Source organism: Robinsoniella peoriensis (assembly GCF_000797495.1).
In the GTDB taxonomy this organism is placed as follows: Bacteria; Bacillota; Clostridia; order Lachnospirales; family Lachnospiraceae; genus Robinsoniella; species Robinsoniella peoriensis.
The window spans coordinates 174,052-192,850 of sequence record NZ_JTGN01000008.1 but is presented as its reverse complement, the minus strand read 5'-3'; the positions used below and the strand labels follow the sequence as shown (position 1 = coordinate 192,850).

At 41.5% G+C, this 18,799-nt stretch carries 16 protein-coding genes; all 16 read right to left on the bottom strand.

Going from position 1 to position 18,799, the window contains the following annotated elements; translation table 11 throughout:
• Window positions 1-35 precede the first annotated feature (35 nt).
• The gene (locus tag QR40_RS17535) at window positions 36-1,109 is read right to left on the bottom strand and encodes a uroporphyrinogen decarboxylase family protein (RefSeq protein ID WP_027295569.1); all 1,074 of its coding nucleotides are present in this window, start codon (window positions 1,107-1,109) and stop codon (window positions 36-38) included.
• A gap of 27 nt (window positions 1,110-1,136) precedes the next feature.
• Window positions 1,137-2,264, bottom strand: a complete 1,128-nt coding sequence (locus tag QR40_RS17530) for a substrate-binding domain-containing protein (protein WP_044296158.1) — start codon at window positions 2,262-2,264, stop codon at window positions 1,137-1,139.
• A 117-nt stretch (window positions 2,265-2,381) separates the two neighbouring features.
• Window positions 2,382-3,410 (bottom strand): ABC transporter permease, encoded by a 1,029-nt coding sequence (locus QR40_RS17525; protein ID WP_242858551.1) that lies wholly within the window; start codon window positions 3,408-3,410, stop codon window positions 2,382-2,384.
• On the bottom strand, window positions 3,407-4,912 hold the full coding sequence (locus QR40_RS17520) for a sugar ABC transporter ATP-binding protein (protein WP_027295566.1): 1,506 nt from the start codon (window positions 4,910-4,912) through the stop codon (window positions 3,407-3,409). The genes QR40_RS17525 and QR40_RS17520 overlap by 4 nt, the downstream gene beginning before the upstream one ends.
• Before the next feature lie 14 nt (window positions 4,913-4,926).
• Window positions 4,927-5,808 carry an AraC family transcriptional regulator gene (locus QR40_RS29985; RefSeq protein WP_027295565.1) on the bottom strand — a complete coding sequence of 294 codons (882 nt, stop codon included), beginning with the start codon at window positions 5,806-5,808 and terminating at the stop codon, window positions 4,927-4,929.
• A gap of 13 nt (window positions 5,809-5,821) precedes the next feature.
• The gene (locus QR40_RS32640; protein ID WP_255348109.1) at window positions 5,822-5,956 is read right to left on the bottom strand and encodes a hypothetical protein; all 135 of its coding nucleotides are present in this window, start codon (window positions 5,954-5,956) and stop codon (window positions 5,822-5,824) included.
• 219 nt (window positions 5,957-6,175) lie between these two features.
• On the bottom strand, window positions 6,176-7,018 hold the full coding sequence (locus tag QR40_RS17510; protein WP_044296157.1) for an SMP-30/gluconolactonase/LRE family protein: 843 nt from the start codon (window positions 7,016-7,018) through the stop codon (window positions 6,176-6,178).
• A gap of 177 nt (window positions 7,019-7,195) precedes the next feature.
• On the bottom strand, window positions 7,196-7,885 hold the full coding sequence (locus tag QR40_RS17505) for an RraA family protein (RefSeq protein WP_027295564.1): 690 nt from the start codon (window positions 7,883-7,885) through the stop codon (window positions 7,196-7,198).
• A 9-nt stretch (window positions 7,886-7,894) separates the two neighbouring features.
• Window positions 7,895-9,565: a dihydroxy-acid dehydratase gene (gene ilvD / locus QR40_RS17500; RefSeq protein WP_044296156.1), complete on the bottom strand. Its 1,671-nt coding sequence runs from the start codon at window positions 9,563-9,565 to the stop codon at window positions 7,895-7,897.
• Window position 9,566: 1 nt separating this feature from the next.
• Window positions 9,567-10,334 (bottom strand): SDR family NAD(P)-dependent oxidoreductase, encoded by a 768-nt coding sequence (locus QR40_RS17495; RefSeq protein ID WP_044296155.1) that lies wholly within the window; start codon window positions 10,332-10,334, stop codon window positions 9,567-9,569.
• Window positions 10,335-10,625: 291 nt separating this feature from the next.
• Window positions 10,626-11,912 (bottom strand): MFS transporter, encoded by a 1,287-nt coding sequence (locus QR40_RS17490; RefSeq protein WP_044296154.1) that lies wholly within the window; start codon window positions 11,910-11,912, stop codon window positions 10,626-10,628.
• 234 nt (window positions 11,913-12,146) lie between these two features.
• Complete coding sequence (locus QR40_RS17485) at window positions 12,147-12,635, bottom strand: MarR family transcriptional regulator (protein ID WP_027295560.1); 489 nt, start codon at window positions 12,633-12,635, stop codon at window positions 12,147-12,149.
• Between the two features lie 141 nt (window positions 12,636-12,776).
• Entirely contained in the window at window positions 12,777-13,691 is a 915-nt protein-coding gene (locus tag QR40_RS17480) for a carbohydrate ABC transporter permease (protein WP_027295559.1), read from the bottom strand.
• Between the two features lie 30 nt (window positions 13,692-13,721).
• The gene (locus QR40_RS17475; protein ID WP_242858550.1) at window positions 13,722-14,705 is read right to left on the bottom strand and encodes an ABC transporter permease; all 984 of its coding nucleotides are present in this window, start codon (window positions 14,703-14,705) and stop codon (window positions 13,722-13,724) included.
• A 95-nt stretch (window positions 14,706-14,800) separates the two neighbouring features.
• Window positions 14,801-16,393, bottom strand: a complete 1,593-nt coding sequence (locus tag QR40_RS17470) for a type 2 periplasmic-binding domain-containing protein (protein ID WP_027295557.1) — start codon at window positions 16,391-16,393, stop codon at window positions 14,801-14,803.
• Window positions 16,394-16,797: 404 nt separating this feature from the next.
• Window positions 16,798-18,138: a GH1 family beta-glucosidase gene (locus QR40_RS17465; RefSeq protein ID WP_052430905.1), complete on the bottom strand. Its 1,341-nt coding sequence runs from the start codon at window positions 18,136-18,138 to the stop codon at window positions 16,798-16,800.
• Window positions 18,139-18,799 lie beyond the last annotated feature (661 nt).

The following is an 18,799-nucleotide window of genomic DNA, read 5'->3' as shown; positions in this document are numbered from 1 at the left end:
TTGAAAGGTTGGAGTTTTTCATCCCCGCCGCCAGCTTAATTCCCGCCTTTTTTTCTATAAGTTCTGCACGCCTCCACATAAGCCAGAATATTTTCCAGTGGAACCTCTGGTTCCAGCATATGGGTCGGTGCCACAAAGAGTCCGCCTTTTTCCCCTGCAATATCCAGATTGTTCCAGACTGCTTCCTTCACTTCCCGAGGGGTGCCGGAAGGCATAACAGTCTGTGTGCCGATTGTACCGTGAAATGAAATCTGCTGACCATACTTTTTATGGATTTCTTCAAAATCCATGCATTCACTCTGAATAGGGTTCAGAACTTCTACCCCTGCTTCTATTAAATGGGGTATCAGGGGCTCGATAAATCCACATGAGTGATAAAAAATTACGATTTCAGGGTTAATTTCTTTTACTGTACGAATCAGTGCCGCCAGTCTTGGCTTAATCCATCTGCAGTAAAGCTCTTCACTCATCATAAGCGTATACTGCATACCGATATCATCACCAATAAACAATACATCCACCCCGGCTTTTGCATAGGCAGCAGCCCTTATTGTGGACTGCTCTGCCGCCTTATCAAATAGAAATTCAGCTATTTCATTTTCCTCCATCATATCACAGAACAGCTCTTCCATACTTCTCATATACCAGGCGCATTCCCATATTGTCATCTGCATGTCACCTATCGCAATGAGATCTCTTGCTTTTATTTTTTCAACCTGCTCCGCCTGGTGGGATCCATCTGCCTTCGCAAAATCCGGATATGGATAATTCTCTATCTCCTCCAGGGTTTCCATGTTTTCCAGTGGATTACGCATATAGGTCATATGCATACTGTTTGGCGATTTCTCATGCCCAACACCCCAGATGTCGATATCCGCACCCTCTGCAAGCGGTGTCTGATAATATACACGATATTTTTCTGTGTCATGGTTGCGCAGGCGCAGATCTTCTACCCTGCGCCATGGAAATTTGAAATATTCCTCATAATCATCTGCACCAAGCTGTTCTTTGCAAACCTGCTGCTGATGCGGAGAAAGTACAAATTCTACCGGAATCCATTCATATCCCTGCCGCCTGATCAGCGACAGGAAGTTCTCTCTGTTTGTCATCTTCTGCCTGCTCCTTCATCTTGCCCTTTATTTGGCTGCTTCGCCCATTACCTCTTCATAAGTATCTGCAGTCACTACTACAGCATCTACTGCTGTTTCCTGCGGAACTTCTTTTCCTTCGATCAATCCCAGGAGAACATCTACGGAACCTGCACCTACAGAATCTGCTGAAAAATATGCGGAAGCAACTACACAGGAACCGCCTTCTTTCTTAAACTCGTCTTTTGCCATATAAGCACCCAGACCTACTGCACAGGCATCCTTGTCCAGTCCTGCACTCTCTAATGCTCTTGCTGCACCGATAACGCCCTCTTCATTTGCTCCTGTTACCAGCCATTTCTTAATTTCAGGATGTGCTGTAATTACCGCTGCTGCCGCTGTATTTCCTTTATCTGTTGTTCCGTCATAATCCGCGCGGTAGATCTTAGCTGTATCAAATTCCGGAACCAGTTCTGTAAATTTGTCATATTCACCTTCTGCACGAGGCACACAGCTGGATACGGTATCCATTGTCATCAGCAGCATTCCCACTTCTTCATCTGCCGCAAGGTTATTTTCTTTTACGTAATTAGCCATCCACTCACCATTAGCTTCACCTATAACATATGCGTTGATGCCTACCCATGGTGCCAGCTTTTCGCCGTTTGCATCCTGCAGTGCGTCATCAGCCGCTACAACCGGAATATTTGCTTCTGTACATTTATCAATAACTGCCTGTGACATCGTCTGATCGGGAATACAGGTCACGATACCGTCTGCCTGGTTTGCAATCGCATTATCAATTGCCTTTAAATATTCTTCCGGGTTCATTTTCGCATCAACGTATACAAATTCACCACCGGCAGCCTCAACCGCTTTTTTCGCTGCTTCGCCTTCATCAATAAACCAAGTCTGATCGCCTGCTTTATAGATACCATAGACTAATAAATCTTTATCCTGCCCTTCTCCCGCAGTATTCTCTGCGCTTTTAGTTTCTTCCTGTGACGTTTCCTTTGTTGTCTCCCCCGCTTCTTTTGTTGTTTCTTTTGTCGTTTCTTTTGTTGTCTCTTTCGTTGTTTCTTTTGCTGTCTCCGCTGTTTCACTGCTGCATCCTGTTAATGCTGCTGCCCCCAATACGACTGTCATTAATAATGCTGATAATTTTTTTGCTTTCATGATTATCCTCCTTTTTGATATGAAAAGCTCCCGAACCACTCCATGGAATTAATGCACCCGGTCCTTAAAACTTTTTACATATGTATCCAAAACACACTTTTGTGTGATTTGTTCCCGTTATTCTGCATTTCTCATACTTGCTGCAAGAAGTTCTTTGTTTCTCTTTTCTTTCCTGATATAATCGGATGCAAGTGCAAACAGAAGCAATGATCCGCGGGCAACATACTGCCAGAATGTAGGCACATTGACCATTATAAGACCTGTGTTAAAAGCCTGGATTAAAATAACACCCAGTACGGTACCGCCCATGCTTCCCACTCCGCCGGTGAATGATACCCCGCCTAATACAACTGCGGTAATTGCGTCAAACTCCAGGTTTACATTTGCGGAAGGCTGTCCGGCATTCATTCTTGCCGAGAACAGGATACCTCCCATAGCACAGAGCACGCCCATCATGATAAAGCAGCATGTAACAATTTTTTCAGGATTCAGTCCCGCAAGTCTTGCAGCTTCTTTATTTCCACCTATTGCATAGATACTTCGTCCAAACTTTGTCTTCTGAAGAATAAAGCCAAATACAATAATACAGATAATCATCACCCAAACTGCCAGCGGGATATCTAAGAAACGAATTTTTCCCAGCTTTAAAAATCCTACATCTGCAATACCTACCGGTTTTCCATTACAGATAATAAATGCAAATCCACGTACAATGGACTGTGTTACTAAAGTAGCGATAAATGCTTCCAGTTTAATTTTATTTACCATCCATGCATTGAACAATCCAACAACTACCGATGCTCCCAGGGTCAGAAGAATTGCAAGTACTATGGGTGTTCCATTTGCCACTAAAAGTGCAACCATAACACCGGAAAATGCTGCCAGGGATCCCGGGGATAAATCGTTTTGTCCCGCAATAATTAAGTAGGTATGTCCCACAGCTACCATCCCAACCAGTGATGCTGCCACCAAAAGGTTAATCATGTTCTGAATTGAAAGAAAATTTTTATTAATTGAAGTAAACAATGCAAATACCACAATAGTTGCTCCAATCAATACCAGCTTGTCGCCTCCTATATATCCTGCTATTGCTTTAACTTTACTGCTGCTATTCTGATTCATTCCCTTATTCTCTGTATTTTTCATTCTGTTTCCTCTCCTATCATACCCAAGCTTAAGAGCCTGTCCTCTGTCGCTTCTTCTCTCATAATCTCACCTGATATATGCAGCCCACGCATTACAATAATGCGGTCTGAAAGTCCGATAACCTCCGGAAGTTCAGATGAAATCAGGATAACTCCCAGCCCCTGCTTTGCAAATTCACAGATCATCTGATAAAATTCTGACTTTGCCCCTACGTCAATTCCTTTTGTAGGCTCGTCCAGAATAAGAACCTTGGGGTTCGTGGTAATCCATCTTGCTACAATACATTTTTGCTGATTTCCGCCGGACAGTTCAACGATCTTTTTGTCTGGGGAAGGTGTTTTAATTTTAAAGGACTCGATACCTTTTTTAGCCTCTGCCTCTTCTTTCCGCTTGTCGATAATTCCAAATTTATTAGAATTTTTATCCATAAGGGATACGTTGATATTACCCGACACGCTCAGATTTGACAAAATTCCCTGCATCTTTCTGTCTTCCGGCACCAGCACAATTCCGTTTTTCATAGCCTCTTTCGGAGACCGGTTCGTAATTTTCTTTCCCTCCAGGATTACTTCTCCACTCTGGAGCTTGTCGGCTCCGATAATGGCACGCATCACCTCAGTCCGCCCGGCTCCTACCAGACCCGAGAATCCCAGCACTTCTCCTTCTCTAAGTACAAAAGATACCGGCTTCACATAATCAGAAGAAACATTCTTCACTTCCAGAAGTACCTTACCAATCTTTTTATTGCGGTCAAGGCTTTCATAAATATTTCCCAAATCCCTGCCTACCATCATCCGTATCATCTCTTTTTCTGATACTTTTCCGGTTACAACCGTATCAACATACCGCCCGTCCTTAAAAATAGCTACTTTGTCGGTAATTTGCTGTATTTCATTCATTCTGTGTGATACATAGATTACTATTTTCTGTTCCTTTTTCAGCTTTTCAATAATACTGAATAAGCTGTCGATTTCTGAATCACTCAAACTGGCAGTTGGTTCATCAAAGCAGATTACTTTTAGATTTTTTCGGCTGTAAGCCTTCATAATCTCAACCATTTGCTGATAAGCAATACTTAAATCCTTCACCTTTTCATTTGCCCTGATCGGAAGCCCGAATTCATTAATGATTTTCTGTGCCATCTCATTTGCCTGCTTCACATTGATAACGCCCAATTTATTTACCGGCATTCTTCCCAGATAGATGTTTTCTGCCACAGAGAGCTCCATTAATATCTGCCGTTCCTGATAGATAACACTGATCCCTTCTTCAATTGCCTCGTGAGGGGATCGAAAGTGCTTTTCCTCTCCATCCAGAAGGTACTTCCCCGCATTCGGCTGGTAATCACCGTTGAGAACCTTCAACAATGTAGATTTACCGGCACCATTTTCTCCCAGGAAGGCCAGCACCTCACCCCCATATGCCCGAAAGCAAATATCATCCAGAGCTTTTACACCCGGAAAATATTTGGATATGTGTGCAAATTCCAATTCACTTCCCATAATTCTTCCTCCTTCTATGCTTCTATAGTGCAAAGCTCTTCCGCTTTACTTCCCTGCCATAAATTCCGGTACTCTAACGGCGACATCTCCATATATTGCTGAAATACCCGGCAAAAATACTGTGCACTGTTAAAACCCGCTTTCAATGCAATCTCTGTCACCGTATTGGATGTAAACCACAAAAGCTCCTTTGCCTTTTCAACCCGCAGAGTATTAATATAGTGCTGACAGCTGATTCCCGTCTCCTCTGCAAAACACTTACGGATATACCGGGAACTGATTCCAAACTGCTCCGCAAGCTTTTCTTTGTTAATATCCATCTCATAATTTTCATTAATATAACGGATGATATCTGCCATCTTTCCAGCCTTACTATGACTTTCCTGCTGCTGTATTTTCTCTGTAATTTTATCGGATAACTCTATGAACAGCTGAAAAATAGACAACTTCAGCTGAATATTTTTTTGTTCTTCCTCTTTCTTCGCCCGGTAAATCTTACACAAGCTCTCCAGAAGGCAGCATGCCATTTCACAATTGGACAGTTTGTGGTATCTGGGTTCCTGACATAAAAAGCTCAATATCCCTTCCAAAGTCTTCGGCGCCTGTACACAAAACTCCAATTGAGCAATACTGCACTTTTCCCGAGTATCTACAATAAAGCAATGAGGCACCCCCGGATAAACCACCATGCAGTCACCTTCTTTCAGCGGAAAATACTGTCCCTCCACTCCCATGATGCAATGGCCCGATTTAATACAATTAATTTCAATTTCTTTATGATTATGGTCCTTAAATCGGTACGCCGACGGGAAACGAAAAATTCCTGAATTTCGAATCTGTATCTGACAGGATCCCTTTGCCAAAATCTCCATTATACTTTGTTCCAAATTGTCCATGTTCCCTCTCTTTCTACCATTCATTCCACAATAAGGAACTTTCACCTGTAAGTATGGTTTTTTGTATTTGCAATTCTTCCCATTTTATTTTGTATATAATGTGTTCTTTTATATCGTTTTCGCCTCTTATGAAGTATATTTTAACCATATTTGCCTCCTATGTCTTTTACTTATCGGTATGTTGTACATATTTCATTGTACATTTCGGAATTATTATTCTGTTTTTCCTTTTTTTCACAATTACAGGTGTTTAATGTCTGCTTTTTATTTTTTTACAAAATTACCTGATAATATTTTCACACAAAAAAAGGACAAGGAAAAATATCCTGCCTATTCTTCCTTGCCCTTTTCCAATCACATCATAGAGCTAATACCACTCTTCCTGCATGTGATCCCCGGTAAACATATACAGCTTTCCTAAATTATTATGTTCATCCTGAGCTGTGGTTACAAATAATAAATTCTTATTCCCACCTCCTATTATGCAGCAGGATACATTTGGATCCGGCACCTGCACTTCTTTGATTTTGGCCCCTGTACCGGGGTCATAACATTGAACCTTTCCTCCGCCCCACATTGCAACCCATAGTTGACCGCGGCCATCCATGCACATTCCATCGGGAGCCCCTTCCTTTTCATCAATGAAAACTGCTGTTTTTTTATTGCTTAAGACACCTTCTTCCACCACATCATATACGTCAATCTTTTGGGCTGGGGTATCGATGTGATAGAATTTATCTCCTGATGGATTCCAGACTAATCCATTAGAAATAGTGAATCCATCGTATTTAGAAATAACCCTGCCTTCCTTTATACAATACAAGGATCCCGCCCCTTGCGCTTTTGGATGGTTCTGATCAATAGCCATAGTCCCGACCCACAGATTTCCATATGGATCCAGTTTTCCATCATTAAAGCGAATATGTGCAGGCAGGCTGATCTGCATAACAGGCTCTTGCATCCCGGTGCTCAGATTCAATCGTATGATTTTGTTCCTGACCGCTGCAATCAAATCGCCTTGATCATTTAACGCAATACAGCCAACATAATCTCCCATATTAAATGCTTCCAGGGTTTTGTCATGCAAGGAATAAGAGTAAATAGTAAACCCTTCGATATCCACAAAATGTACCTTACTTCGTGCCTGATCCCATATACACCCTTCCCCTAATTGGAGACCGGTGGCGATGACATCTCTTCTATGTTTCATTCGCAGTTCCTCCTCTCCACATTTCTCTGTTTCCCGAAGTCATGAATCTGCATATTTTTCATGATTCTCTGCATACGACACCCCATTTACTTCCATTGTGCAATACATCCCAAATGCAGCAGTGCAATGTTCGGTATCATAATATCATATCTGCCCGGGCATGGAAATCCCGGTTATTTACATAATCCCATATTTGTCAAATGATTCTTTCGCTCCCATTCCGCCTTTTATTGCTTCCGCCACCATCTTTTCTCCCATAGCTTTTTCATATGCCCTCCGGATGACTTCCGCTTCTACTGCTTTGGGAATTACCAGAACCCCCTCTAAATCGCCGAAAATAATATCTCCTGGATTAATACGCACTCCCTCGATCTCAACAGGCACTCTAAAGTCAATAACTTTTCCCCTGGGAGCCTGGTCCTGTGCGTATCTGCCATAGGAGAAACAGGGGAATTTTAATTCCTCTATTCCATTTGTATCTCTGTGAAAACCATTGGCCACCGCCCCTGCCGCGCCTAATATCTGCATTCTGGTACACATCAGTTCTCCTACCAGAGCGTAGGAAGGAGAAGCACCGGTACAAATATATACCTCATTCTTTTTCAGATCATCCAAAGCTTCCAGCATCAATCCAAAGGGTTTCTTCATAATCGGGTTCTGCCCATTGGAAAGTTCTTCGAACGCATCTGCCTCTAACACCGTCATTGCACGTCCCGCCACTACCATTTTGGAATTGACCGGCTGTATTTTCTGGGGCAGAAACTGATGAAAATACCCCATTTTATCTAAAATATCACCGATTACGGCTGAATACATTTCACTCCTCATTAATTCAAATAATTCATCATCATTTTTCCATTCAATCATACGATTCTCCTATTCCACCACTGCGCCTTGTGCCGCTGACTGGCTGATTTTTTTGTAAGTATTCAGATATCCGTCTAAAACTTCTTTTTCCGGACGGATCCAATGTTTTTTTCTTTCGTTTAATACGGTATCTTCTATTAATAAGGAAAGCTCTCTTTTATCCACATCAATCCGGATCATATCCCCGTCCTCCACCAGTGCAAGAATTCCTCCTTCGTAGGCTTCCGGTGAAATATGTCCAACAAAACATCCCCGGTTGGATCCGGAAAATCTTCCGTCTGTAATCAATGCACAGCTGTCTGATAAATTCATGCCTTCCAGGCATTTCATAGGACGATACATTTCCGGCATACCGGGTCCGCCTTTGGGTCCTTCATAGCGAAGAATGATAATGGTATTTTCCTCCACCATCCCATTTAATATAGCTTGGCAGGCCTCCTGTTCACTCTGGAATACCTGACTCTTCCCCTCTATTCTCATTAAGTGAGCCGGAATGGCTGCCGGTTTTACAACGGCTCCAAGGGGTGCTAAATTTCCTCTCAGGACTGCTACCCCGCCTGTTAAGTGAAACGGTTCTTTGATGGATTTGATTACCTCCCTGCGTCCGCTAAAGCCAAACTGTTTTAATGACTCCTCCATGGTACTTCCGGAGACATTGAGGCATTCCATATGGAGCAGAGACTCCAGCTCTTTCATGACCGCAGGTACACCTCCGGCCTCATAAAAATCCACCATATCGTAAGGAGATGCCGGATAGACAGATGCTATTTGAGGTATTTTTTTGCTTAATTCATCAAATAGTGTAAGAGGCAATTCCCCTAATCCGGCTTCTTTGTGTATCGCCTGCAAATGCATAATGGCATTGGTTGATCCGCCGATTCCCATTAAAACGGCCATTGCATTATAAATGGATTCTTTTGTAATGATCTGACGGGCTGTTAATTTTTTTGCAACCAGATCAACAATTACCTCTCCCGTGGAGTATGCAATCTGCATGCGTTTGGAATAAATTGCAGGCACTGTTCCACTCCCCGGTAAACTCATCCCCATCGCTTCCGCCAGACAACCCATAGTATTTGCAGTACCTAACATGGCACAGGAACCAACACAAGGCTCCGCAAGATTTTCGATTTCCCGGAATTCTTCCTGTGAGATTTCTCCCCGCTGTTTCCAGCCGACTGCCTCTGTTACAATATTTCCATCATAATGTTTATTCTTATACATGGCAGGCATCATGGGGCCGCTATTGCAGAAAACGGATGGGATATCCAGCCTTGCAGCCGCCATCAAAAGGCCCGGCACAATTTTGTCGCAGGAACCCAGCAATACCAGTCCATCAAATTTATGAGCCCTGACCATACATTCAACCGAAGAGGTTATCAAATCCCGGGAAGGTAGTATGTACCTCATTCCATCATGCCCTTCCGCTATGCCGTCACATGGTGCAATGCTGCCAAATACCATGGCTGTACCGCCTCTGGATTCGATACCTTTTTTCACCTGCTCACACATTTCATTTATGTTATAATGACCCGGTGTTGCATTGGTATATGTATTGACTATGGCAATCAATGGTTTTTCCAGCGCGGAATCTGTAAATCCCATGGACTTATACAACGCCCTTTTCAGAGCACCTCCATCACCTTTTAAAAGCTGATTATAGTATTGATACTCTTCCATTCTACTTTACCTCCACAAAATCATTGGCGGCAACCACAGGAAGACTTGCGCCTCCTTCTATCAGCAACGAGGTCCCTGTAATATATGCCGCTTTATCCGATGCCAGATAGACAACTGCCTGGGCAATCTCCCTGGTAGTTGCAAATCGTTTGAAAGGAAGCCGTTCTGCCGCCTCCAGCCGGATATCACCAGAATCCCACCCTACATCCGTATAGCCCGGAGCCACGGCAACCATGCGGATTCCCTTTAATGCCAACTCCATAGCCGCATTTTTGGTAAACTTTGTAACCGCCGCTTTAGTCGGTCCATATATAGTTGCTCTTGGCCAGCACCCTTCCACCTGATTAGATGAAATATTAATGATTACTCCGCTCACACCCTTTGCCACCATTCTTTTAGCGGCAATCTGGCTGCTGAAGAACAGGCCTTTCCAGTCAATTGCAGTCATATCATCAAACATTTTTTCTGTTGCATCCAGAAAATACACTTCGGGGCTGATACCTGCATTGTTCACAACTATATCTATGACATCAAAGTTCTCAAAGGCAATTTGATACATTTTCTCAATATCTCTGACACTTCCCATATCCGCATAGACAGCCAGACTATCTACACCAATCTCTTTTGCTTTTTCACATATCTCACAGGCTGCTTCCTTATCACTGCGGTAATTCACTACAATATTGTATCCTTCTTCAGCTAAATCCAAAGAAATCTGTTTCCCAATCCCTCTTGCTCCACCTGTAATCAGCGCTGTCTTTCGATGCATTCCTAATCCTCCTCTTCATTAATATAAATCTATGGTACTTTTCATAATCAACTGTACTTTGTTCCAAATTGTCCATATTCCCTCTCTTTCTACCATTCATTCCACAATAAGGAACTTTTTTCTGTAATCATAACTTTTTTTATTTTCTATTTTTTTCATTTGCATTTGTCTATAATGTGCTCTTTTATATTGTTTTTTCTCTTATAAAGTATATTTTAGCCATATCTATCACCTATGTCTTTTAATTATTGGAATATTGTACACATTTTTTTGTATATTTCGGAATTATAATTATGTTTTTCCTTTTTTCACAATCGTATGGGTTTCCATTAGCTGATCAATCCCAAAGAAAATGCGCCGTGTCAGCAAACTAATTACCAGCATAATCAGACCTGCCCCATAAAACGGAACATAGGTGACGCTCCCTATATGTTCAAAAACAATACCATACATAAACTGACCGAGAGGATTTGTGCACATACATATGCACAGCACGCATGACAGTACTTTTCCTGTTAACTCTATGGGTGTTAAAATCTGCAGACAAGTCAGTACCTGGATGGAAAATAAGGTGGTCAGTGCTAATAGCAGACTGCAGCCGGTTATCAGGGCAATATAGACTGCCATAGATTCTGTGAACAATTGCAGTGCGAACCCTCCCAGAAGAATACACAGCGCGCATCCCGCTAAGATAAATGGACTTGACTTTAACTTTAATTTCTTTGAAAATACTCCCGCCAGCAGACCTCCTAATATACTGCCTGCGGCGATGGCTCCCTGGGCGTATCCGTATAGGCGGTTTGCCGTATCCGCTGCAAACCCCAAATGCAGCGTAATAATGACTGGTATTCCCACCATTATTAAAGAAGTTAATAACAAATTAATCGAAGCAAATGCTAAAGATACCTTCCATAACACAGGCTGCTTCTTAAACATAAATCCAAAACTATCTTTCAGATCATGAAATCCCATAGCAATGATATTTCCGGTGGTTTTCTTTTTTTCAAATGGAATATGAATAAACATCTCCATTACAGCCGATGCCAGAAAGCAGCCAAAGCTTACATACAGAATAGGGGTTAAGCCAAAAACAGAAAACAAAATGCCTCCGATTACCGGCCCGGTCATATTTGCCAGGGAACTGATTAAATCTATTACTGAATTTCCCTGCATGATATGTTCCGTATCTACCAGAGAAGGCACACTTGCCTGAACCGCCGGTTGGTAAGCTCCCTGTATGCCATATAAAATCATCATAGTAACAGTCATAAGCGGCACAATGTCCATTTGCCCTGACAGCAGATAAAACAGGAAAATTAAAATAGCTGTACTAAGATCCAGAATGACCATAATATTTCTTTTATTAACCCGGTCCGCCAAAATCCCTCCTATTGGGAAAAGTAAGAGCGTTGGGATAAAAGAACAGGCTAATATTGTCCCGAACAAAGCAGACGAGCCCGTTTGATTTAATAAGTAAAGCGGCAGTGCATACCGTAATATCTGATTTCCAAATAAAGAAATAATCTGACCGGCAGCAACAAGCATAAAATCCTTTTTAAATATAGTTTCATTACGCATCGTAATGGTTCTCCTTTTTGATCATTGTATATAGTTCCATAGTTTAATTGTGTTTTCCAAAGCGTGACAGCTATAACATAAGCTTCCGGATTGCCCGCTAAAACTGTATCGTTTTTTCTTCCTAGGAAACAATTTTATACTACCATGATATTGTTTCCTTGTCAACAAAACAGAAATTAAAAAAAGCAGCCCGATCCAGTTAGAATGGGACTGCTTCCGTTACCTATTCATTTTTCAAAGTTTATCATAGTCTTCCGACTTCATGTCTACACCCAGTTTCTTTATTTCGGCATCTAAATGCGCACCATACTTTTCTGCAAATCGAAGCATGATATCAAATTCTTCCTCTGTTACCTGCTCAAAGACTGCTCTATCCCGCTCCTGAAACTCTTTGTGTAATTCTTCATGAACCCGGTAAACCGCTTCCCCCTGGGCAGTAAGCTTAAAATAAATTTCCTTCTTGTTATCCGGCTTTTGGTAACTTTCAATAAGGCCTTTTTGTATAAGCTTTTTCGATAATTTACTAATGGCACCGCTGGTCATGTAAAAGGACTCTGCAAGTTTTGTCACGTTGGAATCCGCATTGCTGCCAATATATTCGATACAATGAACCTCCGAAGGTTTATAATCCTTAAGACTGCTTTTCATACGATACTTATCAAGCCACATCATCTTGTTTAATACGTCCCAGAATGCACCTACAACCTGTCCTCCCTTATTCATGACCTGTCCTCCTGTCCAATTTATTCCGGAACGTGTTTTGAAATACATTCCACCAATTTCCAACCACGCTCTGGAAAACTATATACAATAATTATACTAAATTATTGTTTCTATTTCAACAATAATAAAAAACGTACGCGCTCATCCTTTGACGGAACCAATCATAACACCCTTTACAAAATATTTCTGTATAAAAGGATAGATACATAATACAGGTACCGTAGAAACTATAATCGCACTATACTTTAATGTCTGGGAAAGCTGCATTTTTGCTTCTGCTGCAGCTGCATCCAGACCCTGCAGATTTGTGAGACTCATCTTATTCGTCATTAATAAATCACGCAGGAAGGACTGTAAAGGCATTAGATTTTTATCATTAATGTAGATTAATGCGGAGAAGAAATCATTCCAGTGACCAACCGCATAATACAGTCCAATAACAGCCAGAATAGGCTTGGACAGCGGAAGTACTATTTTTATCAGGAACTGGTATGTATTGGCACCATCCAACTCTGCTGCCTCCTGCAAACTGGATGGTATACTATTTATAAAATAGGTTCTTGTGATAATAACATTATAGATGGAAATTGCACCCGGAATCATCATTGCCCATGGTGTATTGGTCAAATGCAGTTTATTCACAATCAGATAGGTAGGAACCAGACCACCGCTAAAATACATAGTCAGCATGAAAAGAAACATAAGTACATTTCTTGGCACAAAATCTTTTCTTGCCAATGGATAAGCCGCACATACGGTCAAAACCAGATTAATCAGAGTGCCCGCCACCGTATAAAAAATAGAATTAACATATCCGGTCCAAATGGCCTTATATTCGATGACTGCTTCATATGCAGCCATTGTAAACCCCTTTGGCAGAAGAACCACATTGCCATTCCATACCTCTGAGGGATTGCTGAAGGACGCTATTACCACAAACCATAGCGGCCATATAAATATTATTAAGAGGACTGCCATAAGTATGATATTTACAATGTCAAATACTTTATCTGCATGAGAATGCTTTATTCTTCCTGTTTTCGCTATTTTGCTCATCTTTCTACCCAACTCCTTTCCAAACACGCTCTAGAACAGACTCTCATCTGCAAACTTTTTACAAATCTGATTAGCCACTACGATTAAAGTCAGATTAATCACGGAATTAAACAGTCCGATTGCCGTAGAATACCCATAGTCACTATTAATCAAACCAACCTCATATACATACGTAGAAATAACAGACGCCGCTCCTTTATTCAAGGTATTCTGCAGCAAAAATACTTTTTCAAAGCCTACGCTCATCAGTGATCCCATCTGAAGAATCAGCAGCATGACAATGGTGGGTTTAATAGATGGCAGATCCACATGGAAAATGCGCTGCAGTTTTGTAGCTCCATCCACAATTGCTGCTTCATGAAGCTGATAATCTACGCCGGATAATGCCGATATATAGATAATAGAGCTCCATCCCAGTCCCTGCCATACCCCGGTCCATACATAAATAGATTTAAACAGTTCCGGTTTTCCCAGGAAATCAATAGATTCCAGTCCGAGCCACCCTCTGATAGTATTAAAAATACCTGTATCCGGATTTAGAAAAATGACAATCATACCACACATAACTACCGTGGATATAAAATAAGGGGCATAAGATGCCATTTGAATTGTTTTCTTGAGATGTTTGTTTTTTAAATAATTTAACAATAAAGCAAACATAATCGGAATAGGAAATCCCACTAAAATACTGTAAAGACTGATTCCAATCGTGTTCTTTAATAATAATTCAAAATTGTAGCTGCTGAAAAACCTGGTAAAATGCTCAAATCCAACCCAGGGACTTCCCCATATTCCATCTTTGATGATGTAGTCCTTAAACGCTAACTGTATGCCGTAGAGCGGGCCATATGCAAATACAACATAATAGATAACGACCGGCAGGATCATTACATAAAGTATCCAGTTCTTCTTCATGTCCTTTCCTAATCTGCTATGGAGTTTCTCTTTTGTTGTAAATGCCACAGCTGTGTTTTTCTGTATTGATGCATTCCTTTTTGTTAATTTTTTTATCACCGGAAATCCTCCTTTTCCTTTTTTCTATGGTCTAAGAAAGAGAGTACCGCTGTATGCCATACAGCGGCTTCTCTTTTTAAATCATATTCAGCAGCTTATTTAGCCATGGCCTCTGTATATGCTCTCTGATAAATTTCACTCAACTGGGCTCCACCCATATTGTTTATCGTAGTAACATATTCTTCCCAACTGCTTTCCAGATCAAGTTCTCCGGTTGCAACCTGTGCCAAATACTGATCAATATAAGCATCCAGGTCAGCCTTTAAGGTGGATATTTCCTTTGCATCATCGTCGCTGTATCTCATTACCGGAAGGGGTATCGCACCTTTTTCTGTTACCTTGGCACGTTCTTTATTTAAGTAAACCTCATCCGGGTCAACTTCTTCTGACATACCGCTAAACCAATACTCCGGCTGAATAGACGGATGATACGCTGCACCCTGAATCGTACCATTGCTGCGTACCGCTGCAATGTCATCTCCATATCCATTTCCAATGATCCACTCCCAATTGCCTTCAGCATCTTTTTTCCACGTCTCACCTTCTACACCCAGCCATGCCAGTATTCCGCCCTCTTCTGTGTAAAATTGATCTGCCCAGGCTATAATAACTTCCGGATTTTCACAGGTATCTGTTATGGCTAAAGTTCCTGCGGTGATACCGGAAGAAATCGGATAGATTCCATCTTCAAACGGCGTCAGAATAGCATAATCATCATCATTATCACGTCCAACCGTCAGGAATGCACCTGCATCAAAGAAAGAACCAAAAACATCTCCGGACTGTCCAATTGCTCCCTGCTGCTCATGTTTCTGCGTAAATACGTTTTTATCCATCAGCCCTTCCTGATATAGCTTTGTTATGTATGCAACAAACTCTTTGTATACATCGGAGGTTGGAATATAGGTTAATTTTCCATCTAAAACAGCAGCCTTTGTTACCGCATCATAAGGAACTCCAAAGTAAGGCAGCAGCAGCTCCGGCTTTACAACATCCGTACCCGTGATTGGAATCTCATCGTTTACGTCCCCATTTCCATTTGCATCTTTTTCCTTGAATTCCTTTAATACTGTATACAACTCATCCAGATTAGCCGGCTCTTTCAGCCCCAGATTCTCCAGCCACCTATGATTCAGCCAATAAGGGGATAATAGCGGCGTTTCTTTATCAATTTCCGGCAGTGAATAGATATGCCCGTCCGAAGCAGTAATATAATCCCATCCGTCAACCTTATCTAAAAGTGCGCATAAATTAGGTGCATACTGCCTGATCATATCCTCTAATGGAATGAGAATCTTTTGTTTTCCATATTTATCTAATTCTGTTGCTGTAAAACTTGCTTTGTAGAAAATATCCGGATACTCGCCGGAAGCTAATACCAGGTTTTTCTTTTCTGACAAATCCGCGCCCATAACAGACTGGTAGTTAAAGGAGATATTTGCATCACTTAAAGCCTTCTGCATTGCAACATTATCCTTTAGATCATATTCCCCATCCAGAATTGCAAATACGCTGTATTCCTTTGTATCTTTCAGCGGAAACGTAATCTCTCCCCCGTCGGCCTCTGCCCCAGTTTCCGTTTTATCCGCAGGTTCCACATTTGCAGTATCTTTGCTGCCACCACATCCCGTTACAGATACCAACATAACTGCTGCACACAACAGCGACATAAATCTTCTAAACTTCATAAATAAATACCTCCTGTTTTTGATATTCGTTCTCTTTGAGGCGCCTCTCTCGATAAACTCTGTATTCATTATAGGTGCTCTCTTTCCAGTGAACAAGAGACAAGATTTTTGATATAACGCTTAATTATTGCATCCACTAATTGGCAGATTACAGAATAATATTCTTTTATTCTAATAAAAAAAGCACAATATTCAACCAATAATGATTGAATATTGTGCCCTGACTGCGTCTGTAGAATGAAGAAACGAACCAAACCAATGTCCTGGTCCGTCCCCTTCTCTTTCCGTACACTACCTGCATATACAAAGCGTCATTATTCAGCAAACCCAAATTTAAGATCAGGCAGCTGTGCGTCACAGTTTGTGGGGCGTGCAGATGACGAGAATTAATTTTCAAACACGCTCTAGAGTTCTCTTGCAGCAATTACATCTCTATACCAGTGAGCACTATCCTTTAAAATGCGCTTCTGTGTAGCAAAATCAGTATGCACCAAACCAAACCGGTAGGTGTAGCCTGCGCTCCATTCCCAGTTATCCAGCAGACTCCATGCATAATAACCTCTTACATCAGCACCTTCTTCAATTGCTTTATGAATCCACTTCAGGAATCCTTCGATATAGCGGATACGCTGTGTATCATGAATTCTTCCATCCGGCTGTATCTCCTCCCCGCAGTTAAAAGTTCCATTTTCTGTGATATAAATCGGTATTCCTATTTTATAATCATCCTCTAAAATATGTATTGCATCATAGACCGCCTTGGGATAGTACTCACTTCCATTGTCCATATAGTTGCCGCCCTTGTTTTTCTCTTTCCTGTCATCCTGAAGCAATGTGGGATCTGCGCAATCCAGTACCCGGTTATAACAGTTCAGCCCAAAATAATCCAGGGGTTGTTGGATCAGCATCATATCTTCATCCTTCATATTCGGAGTGCTGTTGGTTTCCTTCATATATTGAAGCAGTTCCCTGGTATAGCACCCCCGAAAGATGGGGTTCAAATAGGAACGATATGATTTTTCATTTTCTAATTCCGCGATTTTACAATCCTCAGGATTCTCCCTGCGAAACGGATGATGGTTCCACATATCTATTACAATGCCTATTTTGCTGTCTTTTGCCTGCTCTGAACGGAACCGTTTTACCCCCTCCCCATGTGCCATAAGAACATGATGGTTAGCCTGGCGCCCCAAATCTTCACCCTGATGGCCTGGCGCAAAGCCCCCCAAACCGTATCCCACATAAGTGGCTATCGGCTCATTGATTGTTGCCCACATAGGTATCACATCCCTAAATTCACGAAACAGCAAGGATGCATACTCACCAAACCAGTTTACAATATCCCTGTTTAACCAGCCTCCCTCTTTTTCCAGCTCATAGGGTAAATCCCAATGGTATAGTGTGGCATTGGGCATCAATCCATTTTTAAGCATTTCATCTACCATACGTTTGTAAAAATCAAGTCCTTTTTGATTTACGCTTCCCTTCCCCTCCGGGAAAATCCGGGACCAGGAAAAAGAAAACCGGTAAGACTGCATGTTTAGTTCTTTCGCAAGCTTAAGATCTTCTTTGTACGAATTATACATGTTACAAGCTGTCTCAGGACTGGACCCATCCACAATTTTACCGGGGATTCCGGCAAATACATCCCAGATTGACTTCCCCCTTCCATCTTTTAACGCAGCTCCTTCCACCTGTGCCGCACTGGTGGCTGTTCCAAATATAAAGTCTTTTGAAAATTTCATTATAATCTCCTTATTTTCTTTGTAAGTTTCGCTGTGTGAGAACTGTTTGAAGATCTCTTTATCAATCTAAACTAAACCTCTTGATCAGTGAAAGTTTCAAACATGCTCTGATTTATTATAGATAGCTCTCTTATCAAATAACAAGAAACAAGATTTTTAGCAAACTGCTTAAATATTGTACTTATCAGCGCTGTCTCCATACAAAAGCGCGCCAACCGCCGGAGAGTCACCAATACACCTATTAAGTGCACCCTTTTTTAGTTAAAACATATCAAAATCTTTTTGAAAAATCGCTTGACATATCACCAGAATACTTAAACAGGTATTTGTTTCTATGCTTCATTTATACTTTTTTTTGACTTTAAATACCATACTATTTTCAAACTGGAATCTCTCGAAAACGAACTACTTTTTTATTATCTCCCTGCAGCAGCTTCCTGCATTTTTCCAGGGATTCCCCGCTCAGCAGGAATCATATCCGCCCTGTGCCTGGGATCCAAGGAAGCACTTCCCAAAATCAAAACAAGGGGTTTCTGCGCCCTAAAATAAATAGGTCCCAAAAAAGAGATAACCCTGTAGCGGTTCAAGGCTTTGAAAAAGCCTGAATTCTACAAGGTTATCTCTTTCTTATAAATCAGAGGCTAAAAATTGGTATTAACCG

Excerpts from the sequence above, each read along its gene's own strand:
- QR40_RS17535 (WP_027295569.1), bottom strand. The coding sequence starts at position 1,109 with ATGACAAACAGAGAGAACTTCCTGTCGCTGATCAGGCGGCAGGGATAT.
- QR40_RS17530 (WP_044296158.1), bottom strand. The coding sequence starts at position 2,264 with ATGAAAGCAAAAAAATTATCAGCATTATTAATGACAGTCGTATTGGGG.
- QR40_RS17525 (WP_242858551.1), bottom strand. The coding sequence starts at position 3,410 with ATGAAAAATACAGAGAATAAGGGAATGAATCAGAATAGCAGCAGTAAA.
- QR40_RS17520 (WP_027295566.1), bottom strand. The coding sequence starts at position 4,912 with ATGGGAAGTGAATTGGAATTTGCACACATATCCAAATATTTTCCGGGT.
- QR40_RS29985 (WP_027295565.1), bottom strand. The coding sequence starts at position 5,808 with ATGGACAATTTGGAACAAAGTATAATGGAGATTTTGGCAAAGGGATCC.
- QR40_RS32640 (WP_255348109.1), bottom strand. The coding sequence starts at position 5,956 with ATGGTTAAAATATACTTCATAAGAGGCGAAAACGATATAAAAGAACAC.
- QR40_RS17510 (WP_044296157.1), bottom strand. The coding sequence starts at position 7,018 with ATGAAACATAGAAGAGATGTCATCGCCACCGGTCTCCAATTAGGGGAA.
- QR40_RS17505 (WP_027295564.1), bottom strand. The coding sequence starts at position 7,885 with ATGATTGAATGGAAAAATGATGATGAATTATTTGAATTAATGAGGAGT.
- ilvD (WP_044296156.1), bottom strand. The coding sequence starts at position 9,565 with ATGGAAGAGTATCAATACTATAATCAGCTTTTAAAAGGTGATGGAGGT.
- QR40_RS17495 (WP_044296155.1), bottom strand. The coding sequence starts at position 10,334 with ATGCATCGAAAGACAGCGCTGATTACAGGTGGAGCAAGAGGGATTGGG.
- QR40_RS17490 (WP_044296154.1), bottom strand. The coding sequence starts at position 11,912 with ATGCGTAATGAAACTATATTTAAAAAGGATTTTATGCTTGTTGCTGCC.
- QR40_RS17485 (WP_027295560.1), bottom strand. The coding sequence starts at position 12,635 with ATGAATAAGGGAGGACAGGTTGTAGGTGCATTCTGGGACGTATTAAAC.
- QR40_RS17480 (WP_027295559.1), bottom strand. The coding sequence starts at position 13,691 with ATGAGCAAAATAGCGAAAACAGGAAGAATAAAGCATTCTCATGCAGAT.
- QR40_RS17470 (WP_027295557.1), bottom strand. The coding sequence starts at position 16,393 with ATGAAGTTTAGAAGATTTATGTCGCTGTTGTGTGCAGCAGTTATGTTG.
- QR40_RS17465 (WP_052430905.1), bottom strand. The coding sequence starts at position 18,138 with ATGAAATTTTCAAAAGACTTTATATTTGGAACAGCCACCAGTGCGGCA.